The sequence below is a fragment of the Bifidobacterium angulatum DSM 20098 = JCM 7096 genome (assembly GCF_001025155.1).
Classification (GTDB): domain Bacteria; phylum Actinomycetota; class Actinomycetes; order Actinomycetales; family Bifidobacteriaceae; genus Bifidobacterium; species Bifidobacterium angulatum.
In genome coordinates, this window is record NZ_AP012322.1 from 526,740 (window position 1) to 552,221 (window position 25,482).

Annotated in this window: 20 protein-coding genes; 14 read left to right on the forward strand and 6 right to left on the reverse strand. The window is 61.2% G+C overall.

Going from position 1 to position 25,482, the window contains the following annotated elements:
• Window positions 1-150: 150 nt before the first annotated feature.
• The 5 genes from BBAG_RS02135 to ilvD form a co-directional block, all read right to left on the reverse strand.
• A complete protein-coding gene (locus BBAG_RS02135; RefSeq protein WP_231855886.1) occupies window positions 151-918 on the reverse strand; it encodes an ABC transporter permease in 768 nt (255 codons plus the stop codon).
• A gap of 339 nt (window positions 919-1,257) precedes the next feature.
• Complete coding sequence (locus BBAG_RS02140; protein WP_003825664.1) at window positions 1,258-2,814, reverse strand: glycoside hydrolase family 32 protein; 1,557 nt, start codon at window positions 2,812-2,814, stop codon at window positions 1,258-1,260.
• 152 nt (window positions 2,815-2,966) lie between these two features.
• Window positions 2,967-4,286, reverse strand: a complete 1,320-nt coding sequence (locus BBAG_RS02145) for an MFS transporter (protein WP_033508553.1) — start codon at window positions 4,284-4,286, stop codon at window positions 2,967-2,969.
• A gap of 437 nt (window positions 4,287-4,723) precedes the next feature.
• Entirely contained in the window at window positions 4,724-5,767 is a 1,044-nt protein-coding gene (locus BBAG_RS02150) for a LacI family DNA-binding transcriptional regulator (RefSeq protein WP_035142233.1), read from the reverse strand.
• A gap of 176 nt (window positions 5,768-5,943) precedes the next feature.
• Window positions 5,944-7,803: a dihydroxy-acid dehydratase gene (ilvD, locus tag BBAG_RS02155; RefSeq protein WP_003825672.1), complete on the reverse strand. Its 1,860-nt coding sequence runs from the start codon at window positions 7,801-7,803 to the stop codon at window positions 5,944-5,946.
• 110 nt (window positions 7,804-7,913) lie between these two features.
• On the opposite strand from ilvD, the gene BBAG_RS08770 reads away from it, so the two are divergent.
• The 8 genes from BBAG_RS08770 (at window position 7,914) to BBAG_RS02190 (ending at window position 16,594) form a co-directional block, all read left to right on the forward strand.
• Complete coding sequence (locus BBAG_RS08770; RefSeq protein WP_003825673.1) at window positions 7,914-8,048, forward strand: hypothetical protein; 135 nt, start codon at window positions 7,914-7,916, stop codon at window positions 8,046-8,048.
• A gap of 179 nt (window positions 8,049-8,227) precedes the next feature.
• Window positions 8,228-9,349 carry a peptide chain release factor 2 gene (prfB, locus tag BBAG_RS02160; RefSeq protein ID WP_003825674.1) on the forward strand — a complete coding sequence of 374 codons (1,122 nt, stop codon included), beginning with the start codon at window positions 8,228-8,230 and terminating at the stop codon, window positions 9,347-9,349.
• 53 nt (window positions 9,350-9,402) lie between these two features.
• Entirely contained in the window at window positions 9,403-10,563 is a 1,161-nt protein-coding gene (ftsE, locus tag BBAG_RS02165) for a cell division ATP-binding protein FtsE (protein ID WP_003825675.1), read from the forward strand.
• Window positions 10,560-11,483: a permease-like cell division protein FtsX gene (gene ftsX / locus BBAG_RS02170; RefSeq protein WP_003825677.1), complete on the forward strand. Its 924-nt coding sequence runs from the start codon at window positions 10,560-10,562 to the stop codon at window positions 11,481-11,483. The genes ftsE and ftsX overlap by 4 nt, the downstream gene beginning before the upstream one ends.
• Before the next feature lie 97 nt (window positions 11,484-11,580).
• Window positions 11,581-12,969, forward strand: coding sequence for a CHAP domain-containing protein (locus tag BBAG_RS02175; RefSeq protein ID WP_003825680.1), 1,389 nt, complete (start codon window positions 11,581-11,583; stop codon window positions 12,967-12,969).
• 129 nt (window positions 12,970-13,098) lie between these two features.
• Window positions 13,099-13,578: an SsrA-binding protein SmpB gene (gene smpB / locus BBAG_RS02180; protein ID WP_003825681.1), complete on the forward strand. Its 480-nt coding sequence runs from the start codon at window positions 13,099-13,101 to the stop codon at window positions 13,576-13,578.
• 206 nt (window positions 13,579-13,784) lie between these two features.
• Window positions 13,785-15,677 carry a glutamine--fructose-6-phosphate transaminase (isomerizing) gene (gene glmS, locus BBAG_RS02185; RefSeq protein ID WP_033508556.1) on the forward strand — a complete coding sequence of 631 codons (1,893 nt, stop codon included), beginning with the start codon at window positions 13,785-13,787 and terminating at the stop codon, window positions 15,675-15,677.
• Window positions 15,678-15,826: 149 nt separating this feature from the next.
• Entirely contained in the window at window positions 15,827-16,594 is a 768-nt protein-coding gene (locus tag BBAG_RS02190) for a pseudouridine synthase (RefSeq protein ID WP_033508558.1), read from the forward strand.
• A 106-nt stretch (window positions 16,595-16,700) separates the two neighbouring features.
• Here BBAG_RS02190 and BBAG_RS02195 read toward each other — a convergent pair whose 3' ends face one another.
• Entirely contained in the window at window positions 16,701-18,128 is a 1,428-nt protein-coding gene (locus tag BBAG_RS02195; RefSeq protein ID WP_033508560.1) for a DUF349 domain-containing protein, read from the reverse strand.
• Window positions 18,129-18,224: 96 nt separating this feature from the next.
• Between BBAG_RS02195 and hisS the strand changes: the two genes are divergently transcribed.
• The 6 genes from hisS to BBAG_RS02225 all read left to right on the forward strand — a co-directional run bounded on the left by hisS (window position 18,225) and on the right by BBAG_RS02225 (window position 25,265).
• Window positions 18,225-19,604 carry a histidine--tRNA ligase gene (gene hisS, locus BBAG_RS02200; protein ID WP_033508629.1) on the forward strand — a complete coding sequence of 460 codons (1,380 nt, stop codon included), beginning with the start codon at window positions 18,225-18,227 and terminating at the stop codon, window positions 19,602-19,604.
• A 30-nt stretch (window positions 19,605-19,634) separates the two neighbouring features.
• Window positions 19,635-21,434, forward strand: coding sequence for an aspartate--tRNA ligase (gene aspS / locus BBAG_RS02205; protein ID WP_003825692.1), 1,800 nt, complete (start codon window positions 19,635-19,637; stop codon window positions 21,432-21,434).
• Window positions 21,435-21,837: 403 nt separating this feature from the next.
• Entirely contained in the window at window positions 21,838-22,635 is a 798-nt protein-coding gene (locus BBAG_RS02210) for an amino acid ABC transporter ATP-binding protein (RefSeq protein ID WP_003825694.1), read from the forward strand.
• Window positions 22,636-22,650: 15 nt separating this feature from the next.
• On the forward strand, window positions 22,651-23,478 hold the full coding sequence (locus BBAG_RS02215) for a glutamate ABC transporter substrate-binding protein (protein ID WP_003825695.1): 828 nt from the start codon (window positions 22,651-22,653) through the stop codon (window positions 23,476-23,478).
• Window positions 23,478-24,155: an amino acid ABC transporter permease gene (locus BBAG_RS02220; RefSeq protein ID WP_003825696.1), complete on the forward strand. Its 678-nt coding sequence runs from the start codon at window positions 23,478-23,480 to the stop codon at window positions 24,153-24,155. Before BBAG_RS02215 ends, BBAG_RS02220 begins: the two co-directional genes overlap by 1 nt.
• A gap of 6 nt (window positions 24,156-24,161) precedes the next feature.
• Window positions 24,162-25,265 (forward strand): amino acid ABC transporter permease, encoded by a 1,104-nt coding sequence (locus tag BBAG_RS02225; protein WP_003825697.1) that lies wholly within the window; start codon window positions 24,162-24,164, stop codon window positions 25,263-25,265.
• Window positions 25,266-25,482: the final 217 nt, after the last annotated feature.

Below are 25,482 nucleotides of genomic sequence, written 5' to 3' on the forward strand. Positions count from 1 at the left end.
ATGCCCCCGGCGTTCCTTGTGATGCCTGCCGCCGGACGGTTGCCCGTACAGCGCCGAAAGCGTGGAACATTGCCGGTTTGCCACACACTGGCTAAACAGCGGTTTTCATTATACGGCTCGTTCCGACGTGGAAGGAGCGCTTGGCCGCATTCACTGTCCGGCGTCCGGATCGTCATCGCTACCGGTTGAGCCGAGCAGCACTCGTTCGCTCAGGTTCACCAGGCACATGAGGATGCCGGTGATTGCGATAATGACCAGCGTGGCCGAGAAGATGAGTGGCGTGCGGAACGAATTGTATGCGGCCTGCAACCAGATGCCGAGTCCGCCGCGTGCACCCAAGTATTCGGCGGTGGCTGCGGTGGCGTAGATGTATGCGGCGGAGACGCGGATGCCGCCGTAGATCTGCCGTGCGGCGACGCGCAGTTTCACATGCCATAGCGTCCATGTGCGGGTTGCGCCGCAGGTCAGCGCCACGTCGGAATAGAACGTGGGCACCGCTTCAAGGCCGCGTATTGTCTGCACGGCGATGGGGAACAGGCCGAATATGGCGACGATGACGATTTTGCCGGATATCTCGAAACCGAACCAGATGAGGAACAGTGGCGCGATGGAGATCAGTGGCATGGTCTGTGCAGCGGAGAGCAGCGGGAACAGTGCCGCGTTCGCAATACGCGAGCAGTAGAGCAGTATGCCGATCAGAATACCGAGCATGACGGCGAGCAGGAATCCGACGCTTCCTTCAAGAAGCGTGATGCGCGTGGCAGGCCAGAGCGTCGGCCATGTTTCGACGGTCGCCTGCGCGATTTCGCTGGGGGAGGGGATCATCGTCGCGGGTACGTGCGCGAGCCGCACCCATGCCTCCCAGACGACGAGCAGCAGCACCACCGTCACAAGCGTGGGGATACGGCGTCTGAACATCTTGATCAATGTGCCCCGAGTGTTCCGAACGTGGTTCCCGACCATCGTTCACCTTGCTTTCTGCGCCGAAGTGGGCGCGCACGCGGCCGACGGCGAGAAACCAGTAAGGTGAGGAGCCTGTTCGCGCATCGGCCAGAAACCTGTAATCCAGCAGGCCAGTATAGGGCAGGTGCGCGAATATGGGTGAGTCGTGGCGGTGCTGCCCGCCGCACAAGGCGGTCCATTTGGACGTTTCTACGCACAGGGCGGTCCATTTGGACGAAATCAACCCGGATTTCGTCCAAATGGACCGCCCAGTGGTGTGCGTTTACTGCTGTGGGGCTCGTAATGAGCCTCGAATCACTCCAATCCGATGGACTTCAGATGGTGCAGCTTCATGGATTCGACCTTCAGCGTGCCGGATTCGGCAACCAGCTTGATGGCACGCGGGCCTTCGGATGCGTAGCTGTAGGAGCTCATAGCCTGGCGTCCGTCGTTCACGTATACTTCCACGCAGCCACGATCCACGTACACGCGCAGCTTGAGCTTGCCGGATGCCAGTTCCTCGGCGGACAGCGGCGCCGTACGGTAGCCGCGGTCGCCTCGGGCATTGGCCTGACGGTCGATCACCACGCGGCCGATCTGATCGTCGTAGGCCACATAGGTGTAGGCGCCATCCTCGGTGGCGTGGATCTTCAGTCCCGCACGCTCGGCAGTGGATGCGGTCAAATCGATGGTCATCTCGATTTCCATAGCCTCGGCATCGTCCATAACGGTCGATGCCTCGTTGATGTCCAGATTGATTTCGCCCAGGTCGATGGTGTCCTCGCGCAGGCCTTCCATCTCCGCCACGGGAGCGGTGTGCAGGTCGCCGTCCGCGCCCAGCGTGATCTCACGCGGCAGGGTCAGGTTGCCGCACCAGCCGTCGTCTTCCATGCAGATCGGCGCGACGAACGGGCTCATCCAGCCGTAGACGATCTGGCGCTTGCCGTCGTTGAAGGACTGCGGAGCATAGTAGTTGTGGCCGCAATCCCACAGGCGGAACTCGGTTTCCGGCTTGAAGGCCTCGCCCGGCGTCCACGTGCCGATCATGTAGCCGGCATTGTTGACGTTGCGGTTCATGAAGCCGCTGGCCTTGGCACCCATGGCGGAGAAGCCGATGACCCACTTCTCGTTGCCTTGTGCGTCGCGAATGGGGAAGAAGTCGGGGCATTCGAGCATGAATACGTTCGGATCCGGGTGTTCGAATAGTACGCGCTCGTAGGTCCAGCGCACCATGTCGTCGGAGGAGAACAGCCACATCTGGCCGCGCTTTTCGGCGGAGGAGACGCCGAAGGTCATGTACCACTTGTCACCGGTCTTCCAGACCTTCGGGTCGCGGTAGTGGTGATCCACCTTGTCGGTCGGGCAGTCGATGACCATGCCGCGCTTGGTGGCGCTGGTCAGCTCGTCGTTGTCGGGTTCGGCGAGCATCTGCACCTGCCAGTCGCCGCCGGTGTTGTCGTGGCCGTTGGCCCAACGGTGGCCGGTGTAGTAGAACTTGAGCTTGCCATCGTCGCCGATTACCGCGGAACCGGAGAACACGCCGTCCTTTTCCTGTTCCAGGGACGGGGCGAACATGATCGGTTCGCGCTTCCAGCTGACCATATCGGTGGAGGAGACGTGGCCCCAGTGCATCGGGCCCCACTGGGTGCCGTACGGGTGCAGCTGGTAGAACACGTGCCAACGGCCCTGGTAGTAGCACAGGCCGTTCGGGTCGTTGATCCAGCCGCCGTTGGAGGCGATGTGGAACTTCGGGTACCAGCGGTTGTTGCGCTTGGCGGCGAAATCGGCCACGCCCGCTTCGGCTTTGGCGAGTTCCTCGGCGTGGTCCTTGATGGGGGTGAGCACCGGTTCGTTCGGGGTGAAGTCAGTCATCGTGATCGTCTTTCTGTGCGTTGCCGTTCGGTAGGGTGTGACACCTTGTTTGAGCGGCGGAGGGGATTCTAAAGTGCTGTTGGAGAGCAAAGCGGCATCCGGCAGGAAGGGGAAGAGAAACCGGATGCCGCTTGTGGTGGTGATTGTTCAGGTCAGGCCTTGGAGGCTTCCATGGCCTTAAGCTGCTTGTCGGTGTAGAACGGGTCGCCGCCGACTTCCTGGTCGTCCTTCTTGATCACGAAGATGCCGTAGATCAGAGCGGCCAGCACGATGCCCGAGATGGTGAAGAAGGTCGGGCGGTCGCCAAGGTGATCGTGCAGGGAGCCGAGCGGGGTGGAGAAGATCACCTGGCCGACCTGGGATGCGATCTGGAAGCCCACCATGTACAGGGTGGCGGACAGCTTGGTGTCGAAGTGCAGGGTGAAGTAGCGGAATGCCGGCAGGCAGAACAGCGGCACTTCGATGGAGTGGAACAGCTTGACGATGGACACGGTGACCGGATCATGGAACACGCCGCACAGACCGATGCGCAGGAACATGACGGTGGCGCCGAGGAGCAGAGAGTTGCGCACGCCGATCTTCTTCATGATGATCGGGACGATGCCCATCATGGCGGACTCGAGGAACACCTGGAAGGAATTCAGGGTGCCGTAGGTGGCGTTGCCGATTTCGGTGGTCGGGAAGAGGGAGGCGTAGTAGTTCGGGAACATCTGCTGGTCGAACACGGTGTAGAAGGTGTTGGTCAGCAGCATGAAGACGATGAGCACCCACAGGGTCGGCATCTTCAGGACGGCGATCATTTCCTTGAAGGAGGGGTTGGTCGGAGCCGCGTTCGGATCGGCTTCCTTCTTGAGCTCTTCCTTCTGTTCGGCCGGAACCCAGAATGCGTAGACGCACAGCATGCCCAGACCGCAGATGGAGCCGACCCAGAAGTTGAGCATCGGGTTGATGTTGAACAGGAAACCGGCGCACAGGGCGACGATGGCGTAGCCGAAGGAGCCCCAGGCGCGGGACTGGCCGTATTCGAAGCCGAACTTGCGGGAGTAACGTTCGGTGACGGCTTCGAACAGGGAGCAGCCTGCCATGAAGCCTGCGGACAGCACGATGGAGCCGATGAGCACGCCGATGAAGCGGGTGGTGCCGCCGGCCTGCAGCATCGGGGCGTACACGAACTGGACGAACGGGCCGACGCATGCTGCGACGGCGGAGACGAAAATCACGAGCTTACGCTTGATGCCGAGCTGGTCCTGAATGGTGCCGTAGGCGAACATGATGATCAGGGTGGCCAGAGAGTTGATGGAGTAGATCTGGCCCTGCTGGGCGGAGGTCATGCCCAGGCCGTGCGTCGGATCGGTGAGCCATCTGGAGAAGAAGGACCACCAGATGCCCCAGGAGCAGAAGAACATGAAGATGCCGAAAGAGCTCTGCAAGTAGGAAGGATTCTTCCATGCAGACTTATGTGCGCTTGCCATTGTTTTTCCCTTTTTTCTGAGCGCCCGCTGCTGCACGAACGCTGTGCTTGAATAAGGTTTTCCGCCGTCGGCTGCGATGCCTTTGCCGAAAAACGTAATTATATTGTAAAGCGTCAATCGATTTACGTCAATCGATTGACGTAAAAAACAACGATGAGAATAATTACATGTCCGTAAATCGCCTTGTTTACAGCCGATTGTGCGTTTCCCCTGTATTATGCCATCGGTGTGTCGCGGTGAGGTCGGTGTAAACGATTACATGCAGACGCTGCAGCAGATTGCGTGATGATGTCGAATTAGCAAATAGGTATGCAACAGCGGATGCCCATTGCAGAGAAGACAGAGATACCATACAGCCCGGGCGTATTCGGCAGGTCGGATGCCGAACATGCCCGGGCCGCATGCCGTTGCTCAACGACTGCGGCAAAGACGCAACGCTAGCGTGCCACGGATCCCTTCTCCAATAGGGTGCAGTGAATCTTCGCTGGAATCGGCGCATCGATGGGTGGCAGGGGAGCGGTGGTCTTCGGCCATTCGATATCGTTCATCGGGCGATTTTCGATCATCGAGATGAGTTTGGTCGCGGCCCAATACCCCATCTCGAAATGGGGGAGCTCCACGGTGGTCAGCTGCGGTTCCAACGTCTCCGCGAATACGCGGTGATTATCCACGCCCACCACGGAAATATCCTTGCCGACGGTCAGGCCCCGCCGTGCCGCGCACTCGTAGACGTACCAGGCGCGCGCGTCATTGAAGCAGAAAAATCCGTCCGGGTGCTCGCTGTCGAACAAGCGGGAAACGGCACGCAGCGCAGGCCCATTGTTCACCACGTTAGCCACCAGTTTGTCGTCGAACGGCATGCCGGCCTCTGCTATGGCCGCCCGGTATCCGGCCAAGCGTCCCTCCTGCGCAAGCAACGGCTCACTGCACCCCACATAGGCGATACGTTTGCAACCGGCTTTGATGAGATACGTGGTGGCGTCGTAAGCGATGGAGAATTCGTCCGGCTCGACGCTGGGGACCTTGCCGTTGACGTCGGTCGCATCGGTGAGCACCAGTGGGTAGTCAAGCAGTTTCGCGGGAACGTCGGTGATGCGGTTCGACATCTTCGCATAAAGGAAACCGTCCGTGCCGTATCGCTTCAGCGCATCGATCTCATTGTCCTCTTTCATGCCGTCATCGGTGCTTACGGTGATCAGCATGTATCCGAACCTGCTCGCCGCGGTCTGCGCGCCGAGAATCATGCCGCCCGCATACGGGGTGGTGGCCACCTCGTCGCTGATGAAGCCGAGAATGCGAGTGCTGTTGGTACGCAGGGAGCGTGCCATCGGATTGACCTTGTAACCAAGCTTGCGCGCCGTCTCCCTGACGCGTGAGGCGACTTCGGCCTTGACCCTTCCCTCATCGCGATGATTCATCACCAAAGACACCGTTGAAACGGATACCCCGGTCTGTTGTGCGATTTCTTTCATCGTGGTCATATCCCACACCATACACCCGGGAATATGAGGAAGCGTGGCAATGACCGGCTTACGGCGTTGATGAGCGTCCTGGCATGGAAAACGGCAGTGGGGTGCGGCTGAACAAGCCGCACCCCACTGCCGAAGGTGTACCGCAAGTACAGGTTGCGGTGGTTGCCCCTGTGGGCTATGCGCTATCAGGCGAGACCCGACAGCTTGTCGATCAGCTCCGGATCGCGGGTGGCGCCCTTGTCGGCGGAACGGGCGAAGGCGGCGTAGGCCTTCAGCGCCTGGGAGACCTTACGGTCGCGGTGCGCCACATAGCCGTCGCCGGCTTCGAGTTCGGCGCGGCGCTGGGCCAGCTCCTCGTCGGAAAGCTCGACGTTCACCGTACGGTTCGGAATGTCGATGTTGATGATGTCGCCGTTCTTGATCAGCGCGATCGGCCCCTTGTTCGCGGCCTCAGGCGCGATATGGCCAATGGCCAGACCGGAGGAACCGCCGGAGTAACGGCCGTCGGTGAGCATGGCCACCTGCTTGCCGATGCCCTTGCCCTTGACGAAGGAGGTCGGGTACAGCATCTCCTGCATGCCCGGGCCGCCCTTCGGGCCCTCATAGCGAATCACCAGAGCCATGCCAGGCTTGAGGGTGTCGTTCAAAATGACCTCGATGGCCTGTTCCTGGGATTCCACAACCAGTGCCGGACCGCGGAAGGTCCAGATCTCCTTGGGCACGCCAGCGGTCTTCACCACGCAGCCGTCAGGCGCGAGGTTGCCGCGCAACACGGCCAGGCCGCCTTCGGTGACGGCCGGGTGGTCGATGTCGTGGATGGCGCCGTTCACACGGTCGCGGTCGAGGGAATCGAACAGCGTGGTGTGCGTCCACGGGTCGGGGGAGACGATGTGGCCCGGGGCGGCAAGGTACATCTGCTTGGCCTGCTCGGTGCAGGTGTCGCGCATGATATCCCAATCGTTGAGCTTGTCTTCCAAAGACTTGTAATCGATGGAATGCACGTCGCGGTGCAGCTTGCCTGCACGGTCGAGCTCGCCGAGAATGCCGGTGATGCCGCCTGCGCGATGCACGTCGGAGATCTCCCATTCGCCGGAAGGCGAGGCCTTGCAGATGCACGGCACGGTGTGGGAGATGCGTTCGATGTCATCCAACGTGAAGTCCACGTCGGCGGACTGGGCCATGGCGAGAATATGCAGCACGGTGTTGGTGGAGCCGCCCATGGCCACATCCATGGTCATGGCGTTCTCGAAGGCTTCCTTGGTGGCGATGGAGCGCGGCAGCACGGAGGTGTCGTCGTCCTCGTAGTACTGCTTGGCGATCTTGACGACCTGTTCGGCGGCGCGCTTGAACAGGTCCTTGCGGTAGGAGTGGGAGGCCAGGATGGTGCCGTTGCCAGGCAGGGCCAGGCCGATGGCCTCGGTCAGGCAGTTCATCGAGTTGGCGGTGAACATGCCGGCGCAGGAGCCGCAGGTCGGGCAGACGGTCTTCTCGTAGGCGAGCAGATCCTCTTCGTCCAGATTGTCGTCGGCGGAGGCGTACATCACGTCGATCAGATCGGTGTTCTTCTTCACGGTGCCGTCGGGCAGCACGGTGGTGCCGGCCTCCATCGGGCCGCCGGAGACGAACACGGTCGGGATGTTCAGGCGCAGCGCGGCCATCAGCATGCCCGGCACGACCTTGTCGCAGTTCGGGATGCAGATCAGGGCGTCGGCGCAGTGGGCATTCACCTGGTATTCCACGGTATCGGCGATGATGTCGCGGCTCGGCAGCGAGTACAGCATGCCGGTATGGCCCATGGCGATGCCGTCGTCCACGGCCATCGTGTTGAACTCGCGGGGGATGCCGCCAGCCTCCTTGATGGCTTCGGAGATAAGACGGCCGACCTTGTTCAGATGCACATGGCCCGGCAGGAACTCGTCAAAGGAGTTGGCGATGGCGATGATCGGCTTGCCGAAATCCTTGCCATCCACGCCGGCGGCGCGGTAGAGGGCGCGGGCGCCCGCGAATACACGTCCATTCATTAGTTTTGCAGATCGCATTTCCATGTCTTTTATTCTTGCGTTGCAACGGGACACACGTTCTTGGGGGAATCACATAATGGAACCGTTGGCGTAATCGTGGGTAAAATCCGCGCTGGTGCGTACACTTCTGCCTTATGACTAATGATCAGCGGGATGAGCGTGAGATGCGCGAGCGCCGCCGTCGCGTGGTGACGCGGACGGTGTGCATCGTCATCGCCGCTGCCATGCTGATTTCTGTGGTGGTTCCCGCCATCTACGCGGGTCTTTGACGCCCTTTCGCATACTGCTGCGGGGGCGTTTTCCTGCGTCGAACGGCTGGTTCGCGGCCGCAAGGGAAGGGAAGACAACGGCGTGCCCGCAAAGAGTGTGTGTAAACCCTCTGGGTTGGGTGTAAACCCCAAGCATGTTCACAGACAATTTCTACAGAACAAACGTAAGGTGAATCATAATGGCAGAATTTGATTTTTCCGAGGCGATTTCCCAGGCTCGTGCGAAGTACGGGTCTATCGCCGAGGCGTTGGATATGGATCGTTTGAAGGCGCAGATCGCCGAGCTGGAGCAGCAGGCGGCGGAGCCTGGTTTGTGGGATGATCCCGAGAATGCGCAGAAGGTGACCAGTCGCCTGTCCGCTGCGCAGTCGCAGCTGAAGCGTCTCAACTCCGCGTCGCAGCGCATCGATGATGTGGAGACCTTGGTCGAGCTCGGCCAGGAGGAAGAGGACGCCGACACTCTTGCCGAGGCGCAGGAGGAAGTGAAGAAGATCCAGAGCGATCTGGACGATATGGAGATCCAGACTCTGCTGGACGGCGAGTATGACGAGCGTTCCGCGGTCGTCACCATTCGTTCCGGCGCCGGTGGCGTGGATGCCGCCGATTTCGCCCAGATGCTGCTGCGCATGTATTTGCGGTATTGCGAACGCAATGGTTTCAAGGCCAAGGTGATGGATACGTCGTATGCCGAGGAGGCCGGCATCAAGTCCGCCACGTTCCAGGTGGATGCGCCGTATGCGTATGGCCGTCTGTCCGTCGAGGGCGGCACGCATCGCCTGGTGCGCATCTCCCCGTTCGATAACCAGGGTCGCCGTCAGACGAGTTTTGCCGCGGTCGAGGTAGTGCCGCTGGTCGAGGCGACCGATCATATCGATATTCCGGACAGTGATATCCGCGTGGATACGTACTGCTCGTCCGGTCCTGGCGGTCAGGGTGTGAACACGACCTATTCGGCTGTGCGCATCACCCACCTTCCCACCGGTTTGGTCGTGACCATGCAGGATGAGCGTTCTCAGATTCAGAATCGTGCCGCCGCCATGGCCGTGCTGCAGTCTCGACTGTTGGTGCTGCGCCATGAGGAGGAGGCCAAGAAGAAGAAGGAGCTGGCAGGCGACATCAAGGCCAGCTGGGGCGATCAGATGCGCTCGTATGTGCTCCACCCCTATCAGATGGTCAAGGATCTGCGTACCGGGTATGAGACTTCGCAGACCCAGGCCGTGTTCGACGGTGATCTGGACGGTTTCATCCAGGCCGGTATCCGCTGGCGCCATGAGCAGCGTCACGCCGAGGACGCGGAGTAGATTTTCCCGCTCCCGCATGATCGTGCGACGGGAACGGAAACGGAAGGAATGACATGGCACTGATTTCGTTGAATCATGTGAGCAAGATCTATCCCAAGGGCACCAGACCGGCGCTTGACGATGTCAACCTCGACATCGAGCGCGGGGATTTCGTGTTCCTTGTGGGTGCTTCGGGCTCCGGTAAGACCACATTGCTGAGTCTGCTGCTGCGTGAGGAGGAGGCCACGGAGGGCGAGATCCGTGTCGCCGGCAACGATCTGCGGCGCATCACCAATCGGCAGGTGCCGCAGTACCGTCGTTCCATTGGTTTCGTGTTCCAGGATTACAAGCTGCTGAACAACAAGACGGTATGGCAGAACGTCGCGTTCGCGCTGGAGGTTATCGGCATGCGCCGTTCGGCGGTCAAGTCGATGGTGCCGAAGGTGCTGGAGACCGTAGGCCTGACTGGCAAGGAGAAAAGCTATCCGCATGAGCTGTCCGGTGGCGAGCAGCAGCGTGTGGCCATTGCCCGCGCCTATGTGAATCATCCGCAGATCCTGCTTGCGGACGAGCCTACCGGCAATCTCGATCCGACCACGTCGCTGGGCATCATGGAGGTGCTGGATGCCATTAACCGCACCGGCACCACGGTGGTGATGGCCACGCATAACGAGGAGATCGTCAATTCGATGCGTAAGCGGGTGGTCGAGCTGCATAGCGGCAGGATCGTGCGTGATGAAGAGCACGGCTCCTATGATTCCGCGGTGTTCTTCCCCGATTCCGAGGTGACCAGCAAATCGCATCAGGCGTTGAGTTCGAATGGTGGCGGCATGCTGGACGATGAGCCGCATACCGTGATGGATGCGATGCAGGCCGGTGCCATTGCCGCGCATGCCATGGATGGCGGGGATGGCATCGCCAGGCTGGCGCAGTCCGTGCATTCGGGGCGTACCGGGCGTTACGGGGAGGCGTTCGCCTCTCCCGAAGACACCATGACCTGGGGCAAAGGGTTGCCGTTGGATGAGATGGCGCAGCGCGAGTCGCATGACGAGTCGCACGACGAGACCGGTAGCGCGACGGGCGATGAGGCGTTCATGCCACCTGTCCCGCCGACGCCGCCCGTTTCGCCGTCCTCATCTATCCCTCCTATCCCTCCGATCCCGCCGACTCCGCCTGCGCCGCCTGCGATAGCGGAGCGAGGCATTCGAACCGACAATGAGGAGGAGCAGCGATGAGAATGCGATTCATCCTTTCGGAAACGTGGACGAGTCTGAAGCGAAACGTGCCGATGATCATCTCGGTGATGCTCGTCACGTTCATCTCCTTCGTATTCATCGGGGCTTCGGCATTGCTGCAGGTCCAGGTCAACAAGGCGAAGGGCGACTGGTATTCCAAGGTGGAGGTCGTGGTTTACCTGTGCCCGGACGGCAGCAGCCAGGCGGCCACATGCGCGGCCGGCAAGGCGCCCACGCAGCAGGAGATCGTCGAACTTGAGGATTTCATCCACCAGGAGCTGCGCGACAACGTCTCCAAGATCACCTATGTCAGCCGTGACGATTTCTACAAGGACACCTTCCTGAAGAAATACCCCGACGGCAAATATCAGGGGCGCACGCTGACCGCAGCGGATATGCAGGATTCCCTGCAGCTCAAGCTGAAGGATCCGACCAAATACAAGATGGTTTCCGAGGTCCTGTCCGGAAAGGCCGGCGTGGAAAGCGTGGTCGATCAAAAGCAGATCTTCGACCCGGTGTTCGCGGTGCTCAACCGCGCCACAGTGGTTACGGTCACGCTTGCGGCCGTCATGGTGGTCGTGGCGATTCTGCTGACCGGAACCACGATCCGCATGTCCGCCGCATCGCGCAAGAACGAGACGGAGATCATGCGGCTGGTCGGCGCTTCGAACTGGACGATCCAGCTGCCGTTCATTCTTGAGGGATTGTTCGCGTCGCTGATCGGCTCGTTGCTGGCATGCGGCACATTGGCCGCCATCGTGCAGGTGTTCATCACCGACGGCATCGCGCAGTCGGTGAGCTGGATCCCATTCGTCACGCAGGCAACGGTATGGATCGTCTCGCCGGCGCTGGTCGCCGGGGCGTTGCTGCTGTCCATCATTGCGTCCGTGATTTCCCTGCATCGCTATCTCAAGGCCTGATTGACGGTTCAGGAACTGCCGCTACAATGTGCCGAAGGAAGTAGGAGGTCCCACAGTAGTGAATAAGCGAACAAAGTCCGCGAAGACCGTTATCGGCATGGCCATCTCATGCGCGATGGTCATGGCTGCCGGATTGGCGGTCACCACCACGAATGTGCCGACCGCGAAGGCGGCGTCCTATGCGGAATTGCAGCAGAAACAGGCGAACCACGCGAATCTTAAGGCGCAGCTCGCCGGAGTGGATTCCGACCTGGCAAGCACCATCGAGGAGCTGAACGATCTGGCCAACAACCAGATTCCCGCCGCCCAGCAGGCAGCGCAGGAGTCATTGCAGGCGTCATACCAGGCGCAGAGCCTGGCCGATGCGACGAACCAGCGTCTTGAAGCCGCCAAGCAGGACAAGGCGACGCTTGAGCAGAAAATCAAGGACACCGGCATCGAATACGATGACGCCAAGGAGTCAGTCGCCGAAATCGCACGTAACAGTTTCCATGGTTCCGACGCGTCCAACATGATGGATGTGGTGACCGACGCGAAAAGCGCCGACGAATTCGTAGCGCAGATGCAATCCGATTCCGCGGCGGCGCGTTCGGCATCCAATACCGCGGATGCCGCGGCCACGACGCTGAACACGTCGATGAACCGTCAGCAGCGTCTCGACGCCATCGAGCAGCAGATCGCCAAGCTCAAGGAGCAGGCCGATTCCCAGGCCGCGGCCGCGCAGAAGGCCTCGCAGGATGCTGCCGCCAAGCAGAGCAATCTTGAGGCATTGCAGGTCAAAGACAGTTCTGTCCGCCAGCAGCTTGAATCCCAAAAGAGCAGTCTGACCACGCAAAGCGCCAAGGAAGCGGCGGAAATCGTCTCCCTGCAGGCCGAACTGGCCGCCATGGCCGCCAAGGCCGCAGCCGAAGAGGCCGCGCGTCGCGCCAGCAGCTACACGCCATCGAGCGTGGGCCAGCAGACCGGCACGAGCTCCAGCGGTTCGGGTAGTTCCGGCAGCTCCAGCGGCAATGCCGGCAGCTCCGGCAATTCCGGCGGCTGGTCGGCCAGTGGCATGAACTATGCGGTGCCGGGCAGCTGCCCCGAAGGATCGAGCTACTGCTATGGACACAACACCGGCAACACGGTGGGGGGCGCCGCGTATCCGGCACGTCAGTGCACATTGTGGGCATACCTGCGTCGCTCCCAATTGAGCCTCCCCGTCGGCTCCTATATGGGCAATGGCGCGCAGTGGGCGGCTACGGCGCGAGGGCTTGGCTATTACGTCAACAACACGCCTCATGTCGGCGCGGCGATGGTGTTCTCCCAGGGCCAAAGCGTGGGCGGCCATTGGACCGCCGACTGGCAGTATGGTCATGTGGCGGTTGTGGAGCGAGTGAACGCCGATGGATCCGTGCTGATTTCTGAAGGCGGCACCGGCTTCTCGACCTTCCCGGCATGGGAGACCATTGCCAATGCCGGCAACTATCAGTATGTGCACTACTGATCGGTCGGATCGGGAGCCCGCGCTGTAGCGGAATCGGACTCATACGCCCGCGGCGCCGCCTGGCATGCTTCAGGCGGCGCTGCTGTTATTGTGGAATGTTGCGAAAACGTATCAGGAAAGGAGGAGGCCATGGCCAAGGAACAGGGCACCAAGCTGATTGCGCAGAATAAGAAGGCGCGTCATGATTACGCCATCGAAGACAAATACGAGGCGGGTCTGGTCCTGACGGGCACCGAGGTCAAATCCCTACGCGAAGGGCGCGCGTCCCTCGCCGAGGCGTTCGTCTCCATCGACAGGCGCGGCGAGATGTGGCTCGAGAACGCGAATATCCCCGAATATCTCAACGGCACGTGGAATAACCACGCTCCCAAGCGCAAGCGCAAGCTGCTGCTGCACGAGCGTGAAATCATCAAACTGTCGAGGCAGAGCGAGGCCAAAGGTTATACGATCATTCCGTTGAGCCTGTATTTCAAGGACGGACGCGTCAAGGCGGAGATCGCGCTGGCCCGCGGCAAGCGCGAATTCGACAAGCGGCAGGCGCTGCGTGAAGAGCAGGACAAGCGTGAAGCGCTGCGGGCCATGCGCTATGCCAATAAGCGCATGCGCTGAACCGATTATGTAGATATGCGGTAAATGCATGACGATGCATAGGGCGCTTGCGGCGAGTGTCTGACACACTTGTTGAGGAATTGCCGCGTTGCGGCTTGGCCGCGGCTTTGGGTAACGTTTGTGGCAACACGGCGGGCGCTCGTGCCACGAAAGCGATATTCGCGTGCCGCCCCATATGGTGCGCGATTGGTTAGGGCTGGTGAAATATGTGTGGAATCGTTGGATACGCAGGACGGATCGAAACCGCGTGCGGCAAACCGTTGGAGGTATGTCTCCAAGGCTTGCGGCGACTGGAGTACCGTGGCTATGATTCGGCCGGCGTGGCATTGAGCGCACCGGGCATGGATCATGTCGAGGTGCGTAAGAAGGCCGGGCGTCTCGCCAATCTGGTCGAAGACATCGAACGTAACCCCATGCCGATGGCCACGGTGGGCATCGGGCATACGCGTTGGGCCACCAACGGCGTGCCGAACGATATCAACGCGCATCCGCACACCTCCCGCGACGGCAAGGTCGCCATCATCCATAACGGCATCATCGAGAACGCCTCCCAGCTGCGTCTCGACCTGCAGACCGAAGGCTACCGTTTCGCCTCCGAGACGGATACCGAGGTCGCGGCCAAACTGCTGGGCAAGATCAGCGACAAGATCATCGGGGAGACAGGCAAGCCGGATCTGTTCAAGGCGGTCCGCCGCCTGGCACGCATGCTGGAAGGCGCGTTCACCATTCTCGCCACCGATGTGCGCCAGCCGGATATCGTCGTCGGTGCCCGTCATGACTCACCGCTGGTCGTGGGCCTTGGCGAGGGGGAGAACTTCCTTGGCTCCGATGTGGCCGCGTTCGTCGCCTACACGAAGCGTGCGATGGAGGTCGATCAGGATCAGGCCGTGTGCGTAAGCGCCGACAAGGTGGTCGTCTCCGATTTCATGGGCAACATCGTGCCCGATCCGAAGGTCTACACCGTGGATTGGGATGCCTCCGCCGCCGAGAAGGGCGGCTGGGATTCCTTTATGGACAAAGAGATCCATGAGGATCCGGCGGCCGTGCAGCGCACGCTGCTGGGTCGTCTTGGCGAGAACGGCGCCTTGAACCTTGACGAGGTACGCATTGACGAACACGATTTCAAAGGCATCGACAAGATCATCGTCATCGCCTGCGGCACCGCGGCATACGCCGGCATGGTCGCCAAATATGCCATCGAACATTGGGTGCGCATCCCGGTCGAGGTCGAGCTTGCGCACGAATTCCGCTATCGCGACCCGATCCTGACTCCGCGCACGCTGGTCGTTGCCATCTCGCAGTCCGGCGAGACCATGGACACGCTGATGGCGTTGCGCCATGCCCGCGAACAGGGGTCCAAGGTGCTGGCCATCTGTAATACGCAGGGTGCGACCATCCCGCGCGAATCCGACGCCGTGCTGTACACGCATGCCGGTCCGGAGGTCGCCGTCGCCTCCACCAAGGCGTTCGTGGCGCAGATCACCGCAGCCTACGTGCTCGGCCTGTACTTGGCGCAGGTGAAGGGCGCGATGTACCGCGACGAGATCCAGCAGACGCTTGATTCGCTCAAGGACATGCCGCGCAAGATCCAGTGGGTGCTCGACACGCAGACCGAAACCGTTCACGCGGCGGCCGAGCAGATGGTCGATGCCAAGTCCTTCCTGTTCTTGGGCCGTCACGTCGGCTACCCGGTGGCCATGGAAGGTGCGTTGAAGCTCAAGGAAATCGCCTACACCTTCACCGAGGGCTTCGCGGCAGGCGAGCTCAAGCACGGTCCGATCGCGCTGGTCGACGAGGGCGAACCGGTCGTGTTCATCGTGCCGCCCGCACGCGGGCGCAACGTGCTGCACGCCAAGGTGATCTCCGGCATCGAGGAGGTCAAGGCGCGCGGCGCGTACATCATCGCCGTGGCCGAGGAGAACGATCCCGATGTGGAGCGGTACGCCGATGTGGTGTTCTGGCGCCCCGCCTGCCCGACGCTGATGAGCCCGCTGGTGGACGTGGTGCCGCTGCAGCTGTTCGCCATGGATATGGCCAAGCTGAAGAAGTACGACGTGGATAAGCCCCGTAACCTCGCCAAGTCCGTTACCGTCGAATAGTCGTAGCGCATGTCGCTGCTTGGCATGGCCGGCATACGCCGTTACGTTGCGCATGGATCTGCACAAAGCCGAATGCGCGGCGTTTCGGCGTATGCCGGCCTTCGTGCAGTCGGGAGAGTTTTGTGAAACAGGAGCGTAGGCACCGGTATGTGACCGAGGAACCGCATATTCCGTTCGACTGTACGGTGCTGTATGAGGACGAGCGGATCATTGTGGTGGATAAGCCGCATTTTCTGGCCACCACGCCTCGTGGTATGTGGTATCGGGAGACGGCGTTGATTCGGCTGCGGCAGACTTATGGCGAACCGGACATCATACCCGCGCACCGGCTGGATCGCCTGACCGCGGGCATTGTGGTGTTCGTGCGTGACCGTGCCAGCCGGGGTGCCTACCAGCTGCTGTTCCAGAACCATCTGGCGGTGAAGACCTACGAATGCCTGGCGCCGCTCAGACCGATCGGTAGGCCGTGCTTCGGCACCATACGCAAGTTGGAACCGCCCAGGCCGTTTCCGTTGGAACGGCGGTCGCGCATCGTCAAACAGCGGGGGATACTGCAAGCCTATGAGGAGCCCGGCACGCCGAATGCCGAAACGCTGATCGAACGTGTGGGACTGGGGCATATGGATCGTACGGGATATCCGCTTTCTGGAATGGACGGCCGCCATATGGTGGCGCGATATGTGCTGCATCCGCGAACCGGCAAGACGCACCAGTTGAGAGTGCACATGAATTCGCTGGGACTGCCCATCGTGGGGGACGACTTCTACCCGCGCATCATCGAACATGCCTACGATGATTTTTCCAATCCGCTGGAACTGGTGGCCCGCGAACTCGAATTCGACGATCCGCTGACCGGCGAACACCGCCGCTTCACCTCGCGCATCCCCTTGAATGAGTGGTTGGGGGAGTGGCGCTGACTGCAAACGACTCACATGGACATACATACGCCGGAGGGCGGCACCCATACGGATGCCGCCCTCCGGCGTATCGCTATGATTCAGGCTGGTGAAAGCCGAAGCCGGATCACTTCACCGCGTTCAGCCACTGCTCCTTGGTGGCCTTCTCGGCTTCGAGCTTGGCCTTCTTGGCCGGATCGGTTTCGGCTGCGATCTTGGCGTCGAGTTCGGCGAGCTGGGCGTTGAGCTGCTCCTCGAAGCTGGACTTGCGGGCGTCGGCCTCGGGGTCGGACTGCTTCCAAGCAGCCTCCTCGACGGACTTGATCTGCTTGTCCACCTCGTCCAGACGGCCTTCGATGCGGCGCATGTCCTCGCGCGGCACATAGCCGATCTGATCCCACTCGTCCTGAATCGCGGCCAGAGCCTGACGAGCCTGCTTGGCGGCCTTCTCGTCGGCCACCGGTACCAGCGCCTCGGCCTTCTTCAGCAATTCCTCCTTCTTGGCGAGATTCTCCTTCTCATCGGCGGAGATCTGCTCACGATCGGCCTGACGGGCATTGAAGAAGGTATCGGCGGCCTCGCGGAAACGAGCCCACAGGGCATCGTCCTCATTGCGGCCTGCACGACCGGCCTTCTTCCAACGGTCCATCAGCTCGTTGAACTGGCGGGAGGTCTCGCCCCAGGCGGTGGAGTTCTTGATCTCATTGGCCTCGGCGATGATCGCCTCCTTGGCGGCCTTGGCCTGGTTGCGCTCGTTGTCGCGAGCCTGCGCCCACTTGCGGCGTGCCTGGTTGAAGGTGGTGCGGGCGGCGGAGAAACGCTTCCACAGTTCGTCGGCGTCCTTCTTGTCGATGCGCACGTTATTGCGCTGGTGTGCCTGCCATTCGTCGAACAGCGTGCGGAACTTGTCGGCGGTGGAACGCCAGTTGGTGTTGTCTCCAAGACCGGCTGCCAGCGCCTCCGCCTTCTCCACGATGGCGGTGCGTCCTGCGACCGCGGCCGCCACGGCAGCCTTGCGTGCCTCGGCCAGCTCCGCCTTCTTGGCTTCGGCCTTGGTCTTGAGCTCCTCATACTGGGCCTTGAGTGCGGCCAGATCGCCCACCACGGCGGGGGATTCGGTTTCTTCGGCCAGCATCTTCATCGTTTCGTCGATCTCGCGGGACTTGATGGTGGAGCTCTTCAGACGTGCGGCCAATGCATCGAGCTTGGCCTTGAGATCAAGGAAACGACGGGCGTACAGCGCCAGTGCCTCTTCCTTGGACACGTCGGGGAACTGGCCGACCTCACGTTCGCCGTCGCCATCCTTGACGAATACGGTGCCGTTCTCATCGACATGTCCGAATGATTCGGCCTGCTTGACCTGGGTCTCGGTGTAGGTGGCAGCTGCCGGTGCGGCGACGCGACGGGCCGCCGGTGCGGCTTTCTTGGCGAATGCTGCGGGGGACGGAGCATGGGGCTTCGGAGCGGCGGGCTTCGGTGCCTGAGTCGCTTCGCGTGTCTCCTGTGCGGTGGTCTCGGTGGTGGTTTCGTTCTTGGTGACGTTCTCGTCGGCCATGGCCAGCTCCTTACAGCTTGGAAGTGTGTGCATCGCGCTTCACATCCTGACAAAATAAGGATGATTGACGCAACCTTCACCTATTATATTGATTCCGTGGCTAAAGGCGCATCAATATCAGGATTTCCAGAGTGGCTCCCCTCTGAACGTGTTGTGGAGCAGCGTGTTATCGACACGCTCCGTGAAGTATTCGAGCTCAACGGCTTCCTCGGCATCGAGACAAGAGCCGTGGAAACTGGGGCTTCGCTGCTGAAAAAGGGCGAGACCAGCAAAGAGATCTACCTGTTGAGCCGTTTGCAGGATGTCGGCAACGAATCCGACACACCGATTGAGGAACGGCTCGGTCTGCATTTCGATCTCACCGTGCCGCTGAGCCGGTATGTGGTCGAGCATTCCGGCGATCTCGCGTTCCCGTTCAAGCGTTGGCAGATCCAAAAGGTCTGGCGCGGCGAGCGCCCGCAGGAGGGTCGCTTCCGCGAGTTCGTCCAGGCCGATATCGACGTGATCGGCAACGGCGATCTGCCGGACCACTACGAAGTAGAGCTGCCGCTGGTCATGGTCTCCGCATTGGAGCGCCTGCGCGAGTTCGGCCTGCCCAAGGCGACCGTGCATGCGAACAACCGCAAGCTTTCCGAAGGCTTCTACCGTGGCCTTGGACTCGACGATATCGAAGGCGTGCTGCGTGAGATCGACAAGCTCGACAAGATCGGCGCCGACGAAGTGGCCAAGCTGCTCGTCGAGACCTGCGGTGCCACCGACGCGCAGGCCCGCGCCTGCCTCGAGCTGGCCGAGCTCACCGCCGCCAACGGCGCCGAACTCGCCGAAAAATTCGACGAACTCGCGGCCAAGCACGGCATCTCCCAGGAGTCTGAAGCTTACGCGCTCGCGCGTGAAGGCCTGAACACGCTGGGCATGATCGTCGACCAGGCGGCCGCGATTCGCCCCGGCTCCGTCATCGCTGACCTGAAGATCGCCCGCGGATTGGACTACTACACCGGTTCCGTGTACGAGACCTTCCTCGACGGTGCCGCATCCCTTGGCTCCATCTGCTCCGGCGGGCGTTACGACAACCTCGCCTCGCAGGGCAACCGCAAGTACCCGGGCGTCGGCCTGTCCATCGGTTTGAGCCGACTCGTCAGCTACATGCTGCACACCGCGGGCGCACACGCCAATCGCGTGTCCCCGGCAAGCGTGCTTGTCGCGGTGTGGAACGAAAGCGAACGTGCCGAGTCCAATGCCATCGCCAATGCGTTGCGTTCCCGCGGCATCGCCGCCGATGTGGCTCCGACCGCCGCCAAGCTGGGCAAGCAGATCAAGTACGCCGATAAGCTCGGCATTCCATTCGTGTGGTTCCCCGGCCAGGAGGGTGCCGGCGATGAGGTGAAGAACATCGTGTCCGGCGAACAGCGTCCGGCCGATCGCACGTCGTGGGAGCCGGATACTGTTAATGCCCGGCAAACCGTTGTTATTGATTGATTAATCGAATAATTTGGGAGTATTCAAAGCATGAGCCAGACGGCATATAGAACACATCATGCCACTGAAGTCACCGAGGCTCTCGTCGGCCAGAAGGTCACCCTGTCCGGTTGGGTCGACCGCCGCCGCGACCATGGTGGAGTCGCCTTCATCGATCTGCGCGATTCCTCCGGCCTGGTGCAGGTCGTCATCTATGACGAGGAGCAGGCGCGTCCGCTGCGTTCCGAGTTCGTGATCCAGGTCACCGGCGAGGTGCGTCTGCGTCCGGAAGGCAATGAGAACGAGCATCTTGCCACCGGCAAGATCGAGGTCGTGGCCGAGAGCATCGACGTGCTCGCCAAGTCCGACGCCCTGCCGTTCCAGGTGTCCACCGCGCTTGAAAACGAGTCCGAGAACAAGCTGCCTGGCGAGGAAGTGCGTCTCAAGTACCGTTACCTCGACCTGCGCCGCCCCGGCATGCAGAGCAATCTGAAGCTGCGTTCCGACATGGCCAAGGCCGCCCGTCACGCGCTTGAGGATCTGGACTTCACCGAGGTCGAGACCCCGACGTTCATCAAGTCCACCCCGGAGGGCGCACGAGACTTCGTGGTGCCGGCCCGACTGGTACCCGGCTCCTGGTACGCGCTGCCGCAGTCCCCGCAGCTGCTCAAGCAGCTGCTTATGGTCTCCGGCGTCGAACGCTACTACCAGTTCGCCCGCTGCTACCGTGACGAGGACTTCCGCGCCGATCGCCAGCCTGAATTCACCCAGCTCGATATGGAGATGGCGTACGTGGATCAGGAAGACGTGATGGCCATGGCCGAAAAGGTCATTGCCGCCATCTGGAAGGCCGCCGGCTATGAGGTCCAGCTGCCGCTGCCGCGCATCACCTGGCAGGAGGCCATGGACAAGTATGGCTCCGACAAGCCCGATCTGCGCTTCGGCAACCCGATCATCGAGCTGACCGACTACTTCAAGAACACGCCGTTCCGCGTGTTCCAGGCTCCGTATGTGGGTGCCGTGCTCTTCAAGGGCGGCGCCTCCACGCCGCGTCGTCAGTTCGACGCTTGGCAGGAATGGGCCAAGCAGCGCGGTGCCAAGGGTCTTGCCTATGTGCAGTTCACCGCCGACGGCGAGCTCAAGGGGCCTGTGGCCAAGAACCTGTCCGATGAGGAGCGCGCCGGCCTTAAGGAAGCCGTTGGCGCGGAGGACGGCGACGCCGTGTTCTTCGCCGCCGGTGCCCGCGAATCCTCCCAGCTGCTGCTGGGCGCCGCCCGTGTGGAGCTCGCCTCTCGCGCCGGACTGCTCGACCCGAAGAAGTTCGCGTTCACCTGGGTTGTGGACTTCCCGCTGTTCAAGCCAACCGACGATCCGGACGACGACGACGTGGCGGTCGGCCACTCCAAGTGGACCTCCATGCACCACCCGTTCACCATGCCGTCCAAGGATTGGATCGACAAGTTCGATCAGGATCCGGAGCACGCCATGTCCGACTCCTACGACATCGTCTGCAACGGTGAGGAGATGGGCGGCGGTTCCGTGCGTATCCATCGCGACGACATCCAGGATCGTGTGCTCAACGTGCTCGGCATCAGCAAGGAAGAGGCCGAAGATAAGTTCGGCTTCCTGCTGGAGGCCTTCAAGTACGGCGCTCCGCCTCATGCGGGCATCGCACTGGGCTGGGACCGCACCGTGTCCATCCTTGCCGGCGCCCCGTCCATCCGCGACGTCATCGCCTTCCCGAAGGCCGGCGGCGGCCGCGATCCGCTGACCGGTGCCCCGGCTCCGATCTCCGACGAGCAGCGCGCCGAAACCGGCGTCGACTATGACCCGGATGAGGACGAGGACTGATCGTAGATTCGATTGCATGAGCGCCAAGTCGCATGATGCGGCTTGGCGCTCGTTGTGTGAAGCCCTGTTATCAGGCTTTTCCAAGAAGTTCACCTGCCGTTTGCCTGAGTGCATGCGGTGCAACATCTTGCTGGTTTACCGTGTGTCGCATGAGTCGTTATCCGCGGTGTCGCATGCATGATTGGTTCGTCCGGAATGTGCCGGAACGCGTGGCGTTTGCGGTGGTGGGGGTTATGACGCTAGCCGCCGTCGTTGCCATCGCTGCGCTGCGCTGGATGATGCTTGATTGAATCAGTCCCGCTAGAGGGGCGTTTACTTGTAGCGTCTATTGACTTCTCTGGTTTCTCGGGCGTTCATGAGACAAAACCCGAGCGGAAACATACTTCGTTTATACTGAGCAGCTATGTCAGATATGAACGAACTCAATATCACGCGCCCGCTGGTGCCAGGCACTGAAGACAGCGGGCAGCCTCTAGTAGAACTCACCCACGTGGAGAAGCATTTCGGTGATCTCCACGTTCTCAAGGACATCAATCTCACCGTCGACAAAGGCGAGGTGCTGGTCATCGTAGGACCGTCCGGATCGGGCAAATCCACCATGTGCCGCACCATCAACCGACTGGAAACCATCGATTCCGGCGTCATCCGCATCGACGGACAGCCCCTTCCCGAGGAAGGCAAGGAGCTTGCCAATCTCCGTGCCGAAGTAGGCATGGTGTTCCAGTCCTTTAACCTGTTCGCCAACAAGACCATTCTCGAAAACGTCACGCTTGCCCCGATTAAGGTCCGTCATATGGATAAGAAGGCGGCGGAAGACATGGCCATGGATCTGCTCGACCGCGTCGGTGTGGCCAGCCAGGCGTCCAAGATGCCGTCCCAGCTGTCCGGCGGCCAGCAGCAGCGCGTCGCCATCGCCCGAGCTTTGGCCATGAAGCCGAAGGTCATGCTGTTCGATGAGCCGACATCCGCACTCGATCCTGAAATGGTCAATGAGGTGCTTGACGTTATGGTGCAGCTCGCCCGCGAGGGCATGACCATGCTGTGCGTCACGCACGAGATGGGCTTTGCGCGCAAGGTGGCCGACAAGGTCGTGTTCATGGCTGACGGCCAGATTCTGGAACAGGCTTCGCCCGACGAGTTCTTCGAGCATCCGAAGACGGAACGCGCCAAGGACTTCCTCTCGAAGATCCTGACCCACTGAGAAAGAGGGCGGAGTATGAAGAAGACATGGTTCAAACGCGCGTTGGCGGCGCTGTGCGCGCTGACCTGCGCGGTTTCGTTGGCGGGCTGCGGCTCGTCGCAAAGCGACGGCAAGATTCGCATCGGCATCAAATTCGACCAGCCGGGCCTGGGCTTCAAGAAGTCCGGTACGTATGTCGGGTTCGATGTGGATGTGGCCAAGTACATTGCCAAGAAGCTCGGATACACCGAGGATGAGATCGTATGGAAGGAGGCGCCGTCCAAGCAGCGTGAGGCCATGCTGCAGAACGGTGACGTCGATTTCATCATCGCCACGTATTCCATCACCGATGAGCGCAAGAAGGTCGTGGATTTCGCAGGCCCGTACTTCGTGGCCGGCCAGGATCTGCTGGTGCGCAAGGGCGATACTTCGGTCAGGGGCCCTGAGGACCTGAACGGCAAGCGCCTGTGCTCCGTGACCGGCTCCACTTCGGCCGTCACCGTCAAGGAGAAGTTCGCCAACGAGGTGCAGCTGATGGAACAGCCTGGCTACGCCGAATGCGCAACCGCATTGTTCTCCGGCATCGTGGACGCGGTGACCACCGACGACATCATTCTCGCGGGTCTCGCATCCGCGTCGCGTGGACGACTGGAAGTGGTCGGCAAGCCGTTCACCCAGGAATATTATGGCGTGGGCGTCAAGAAGGGGAGCAATGATCTGAAGAAGAAGATCAACGCCGCCATCACGGACATGGAGAAGGACGGCTCCTGGAAGCGTGCCCTGGCCGACAACACAAAGGGCACCAACTACACGCCGAATCCGAAATACAACCCGCCGGTGCCGAACGGAAAGGGGAACAAGTAATGCAGGACCTGATGACGCTGCTTAGCGAATATAACGTGCCGGGTGCCTTTCTGGTGAACATCGAGCTCACGCTGTGGTCCACGCTGTTCTCCACGATTCTCGGTGTGATCCTGGTCATGATGCGTATCTCGCCGATTCCCTCCCTGCGCACCGTCGCCGGCATCTATGTCGAACTGTTCAAGAACCTGCCGCTGACCATCATCATGGTGTTCATGGTGCTGGGTGCCTACGCGCAGCTCAAGCTCACCTTCTCCGACACGTTCTCCACCAATTTCTTCTGGCTGGCGGTCACCGGCTTGAGCCTGTACACCGCGGCGTTCGTGTGCGAATCGCTGAGGTCCGGCATCAACACCGTGCCGCTCGGTCAGGCGGAGGCCGCACGAGCGCTCGGATTGAACTTCACCCAGGCTGCGGTCCAGATCATTCTGCCGCAGACGTTCCGCGGTTCGGTGGCGCCGTTGGGCAACACCTTTATCGCGTTGCTGAAGAACTCCACCGTTGCGGCTGCGGCATCCGTGGCCACCGAAACCTCGACCATGATGAGCGAGATGATCGAATACCATGCCGATCAGATTGTGCTGATCTTCCTGATCTTCGCCTTCGGCTATGTGATCCTGATCATCCCGATCGGCATGCTGACCACCTATCTGTCCAACAAGCTCGCGGTGAGGAGGTGACGCGCAATGGCAGCAAACAATGAAAGCGCAGTGCTGTTCGATCAGCCGGGTCCTAAGGGCCGCAAAACCATCCGTATCATCAATTGGATCGCAGGTATCATCTTCGCCATCGTCGTGGTGCTGATCCTGATGCGTCTGCATAATCCGCCGGACGGAGAAAACCAGCTGAGCTGGGAGCTGTGGAAACCGGCGCTCGACCCCGAGGCGTGGACGGACTTCTACCTGCCGGGCCTGTGGGCCACGATCCGAGCCTCCCTGCTGGCCGTGGTGGGCGCAGTGGTGTTCGGCCTGGTGTTCGGTATCGGGCGTCTGATGCCGAACCCGCTGGTCCGTGTGGTTTCCGGCGCGATTGTCGAATTCGCGCGAGCAGTGCCCGTGCTGCTCATGATGATCTTCTTCTGGCGCTGGTTCGCCTTCGTCGGCCTGCCCAGCCCCGCCTACTGGTCGGTCGTACTCGCCCTGATAATCTACAACGGTTCGGTTGTGGCCGAGCTGGTGCGTTCCGGCGTGGGCAATCTGCCCGATGGTCAGCGTGAGGCATCGCTTGCGCTGGGACTTACGCAGACCCAGTCGCTGATGCAGATCGAAGTGCCGCAGGCCATCGTTGCCATGCTGCCGGCCGCCGTCACCCAGCTGGTCGTGGTGCTCAAGGACACCGCACTCGGTTCCATCATCATGTACACCGATCTGCTGCAGCAGTCCCGTCGACTCGGCTCCATGTACTTCAACATTCTCCAGACGCTGGTCGTGGCCGGTGTGATCTACTTCATCGCCTGCTGGCTGCTGTCGCGACTGGCCGAATGGCTGCCGTCCAGACTCCAGCAGCACACCGCCGCGCCGACCGAGCCCGAGCCGGTGGCGCCGATCGCGGCGGGCGACCCCTCCAACGTCAACCAGATCGCCGTGGCCAAGGAGGTCGAGGAGCTGCCGCTCGGCGGCACCGATCGCCAATACCATGTGCATCATCGCGGCACCAACGCCTCCATCCACCAGTGGAGGCAGACCAAATACGTGCAGGGGTACGATGCGACGCACCCCGAATCGCAGGAGGAAGCCGACAAGGAGAAGCATTTCAGGCTTCACCACAGGAAGAGCGACGAGGAAGAGTGACCCTCGCGTTGCCGGCATGAATCAGGCCGTTCGCGTAAAGCAGATGCCATACAGGGCAGCTTCGCGCGAACGGCCTGATGCGTTACGGGCTTTACGTAAACGCCTTGTGCGGCATGCGGGCGAGTATACTTATGCGCGGCGATCGACCCGTATGGGCGGTCAGCCGGACACAACACAGGCGGGCAAGGGCCAAGGCGGCCAAAACCTGCCGAATAAC

Coding starts and splice junctions, on each gene's coding strand:
- BBAG_RS02135 (WP_231855886.1), bottom strand. CDS start 918: ATGTTCAGACGCCGTATCCCCACGCTTGTGACGGTGGTGCTGCTGCTC.
- BBAG_RS02140 (WP_003825664.1), bottom strand. CDS start 2,814: ATGACTGACTTCACCCCGAACGAACCGGTGCTCACCCCCATCAAGGAC.
- BBAG_RS02145 (WP_033508553.1), bottom strand. CDS start 4,286: ATGGCAAGCGCACATAAGTCTGCATGGAAGAATCCTTCCTACTTGCAG.
- BBAG_RS02150 (WP_035142233.1), bottom strand. CDS start 5,767: ATGACCACGATGAAAGAAATCGCACAACAGACCGGGGTATCCGTTTCA.
- ilvD (WP_003825672.1), bottom strand. CDS start 7,803: ATGGAAATGCGATCTGCAAAACTAATGAATGGACGTGTATTCGCGGGC.
- BBAG_RS08770 (WP_003825673.1), top strand. CDS start 7,914: ATGACTAATGATCAGCGGGATGAGCGTGAGATGCGCGAGCGCCGCCGT.
- prfB (WP_003825674.1), top strand. CDS start 8,228: ATGGCAGAATTTGATTTTTCCGAGGCGATTTCCCAGGCTCGTGCGAAG.
- ftsE (WP_003825675.1), top strand. CDS start 9,403: ATGGCACTGATTTCGTTGAATCATGTGAGCAAGATCTATCCCAAGGGC.
- ftsX (WP_003825677.1), top strand. CDS start 10,560: ATGAGAATGCGATTCATCCTTTCGGAAACGTGGACGAGTCTGAAGCGA.
- BBAG_RS02175 (WP_003825680.1), top strand. CDS start 11,581: ATGGCCATCTCATGCGCGATGGTCATGGCTGCCGGATTGGCGGTCACC.
- smpB (WP_003825681.1), top strand. CDS start 13,099: ATGGCCAAGGAACAGGGCACCAAGCTGATTGCGCAGAATAAGAAGGCG.
- glmS (WP_033508556.1), top strand. CDS start 13,785: ATGTGTGGAATCGTTGGATACGCAGGACGGATCGAAACCGCGTGCGGC.
- BBAG_RS02195 (WP_033508560.1), bottom strand. CDS start 18,128: ATGGCCGACGAGAACGTCACCAAGAACGAAACCACCACCGAGACCACC.
- aspS (WP_003825692.1), top strand. CDS start 19,635: ATGAGCCAGACGGCATATAGAACACATCATGCCACTGAAGTCACCGAG.
- BBAG_RS02210 (WP_003825694.1), top strand. CDS start 21,838: ATGTCAGATATGAACGAACTCAATATCACGCGCCCGCTGGTGCCAGGC.
- BBAG_RS02215 (WP_003825695.1), top strand. CDS start 22,651: ATGAAGAAGACATGGTTCAAACGCGCGTTGGCGGCGCTGTGCGCGCTG.
- BBAG_RS02220 (WP_003825696.1), top strand. CDS start 23,478: ATGCAGGACCTGATGACGCTGCTTAGCGAATATAACGTGCCGGGTGCC.
- BBAG_RS02225 (WP_003825697.1), top strand. CDS start 24,162: ATGGCAGCAAACAATGAAAGCGCAGTGCTGTTCGATCAGCCGGGTCCT.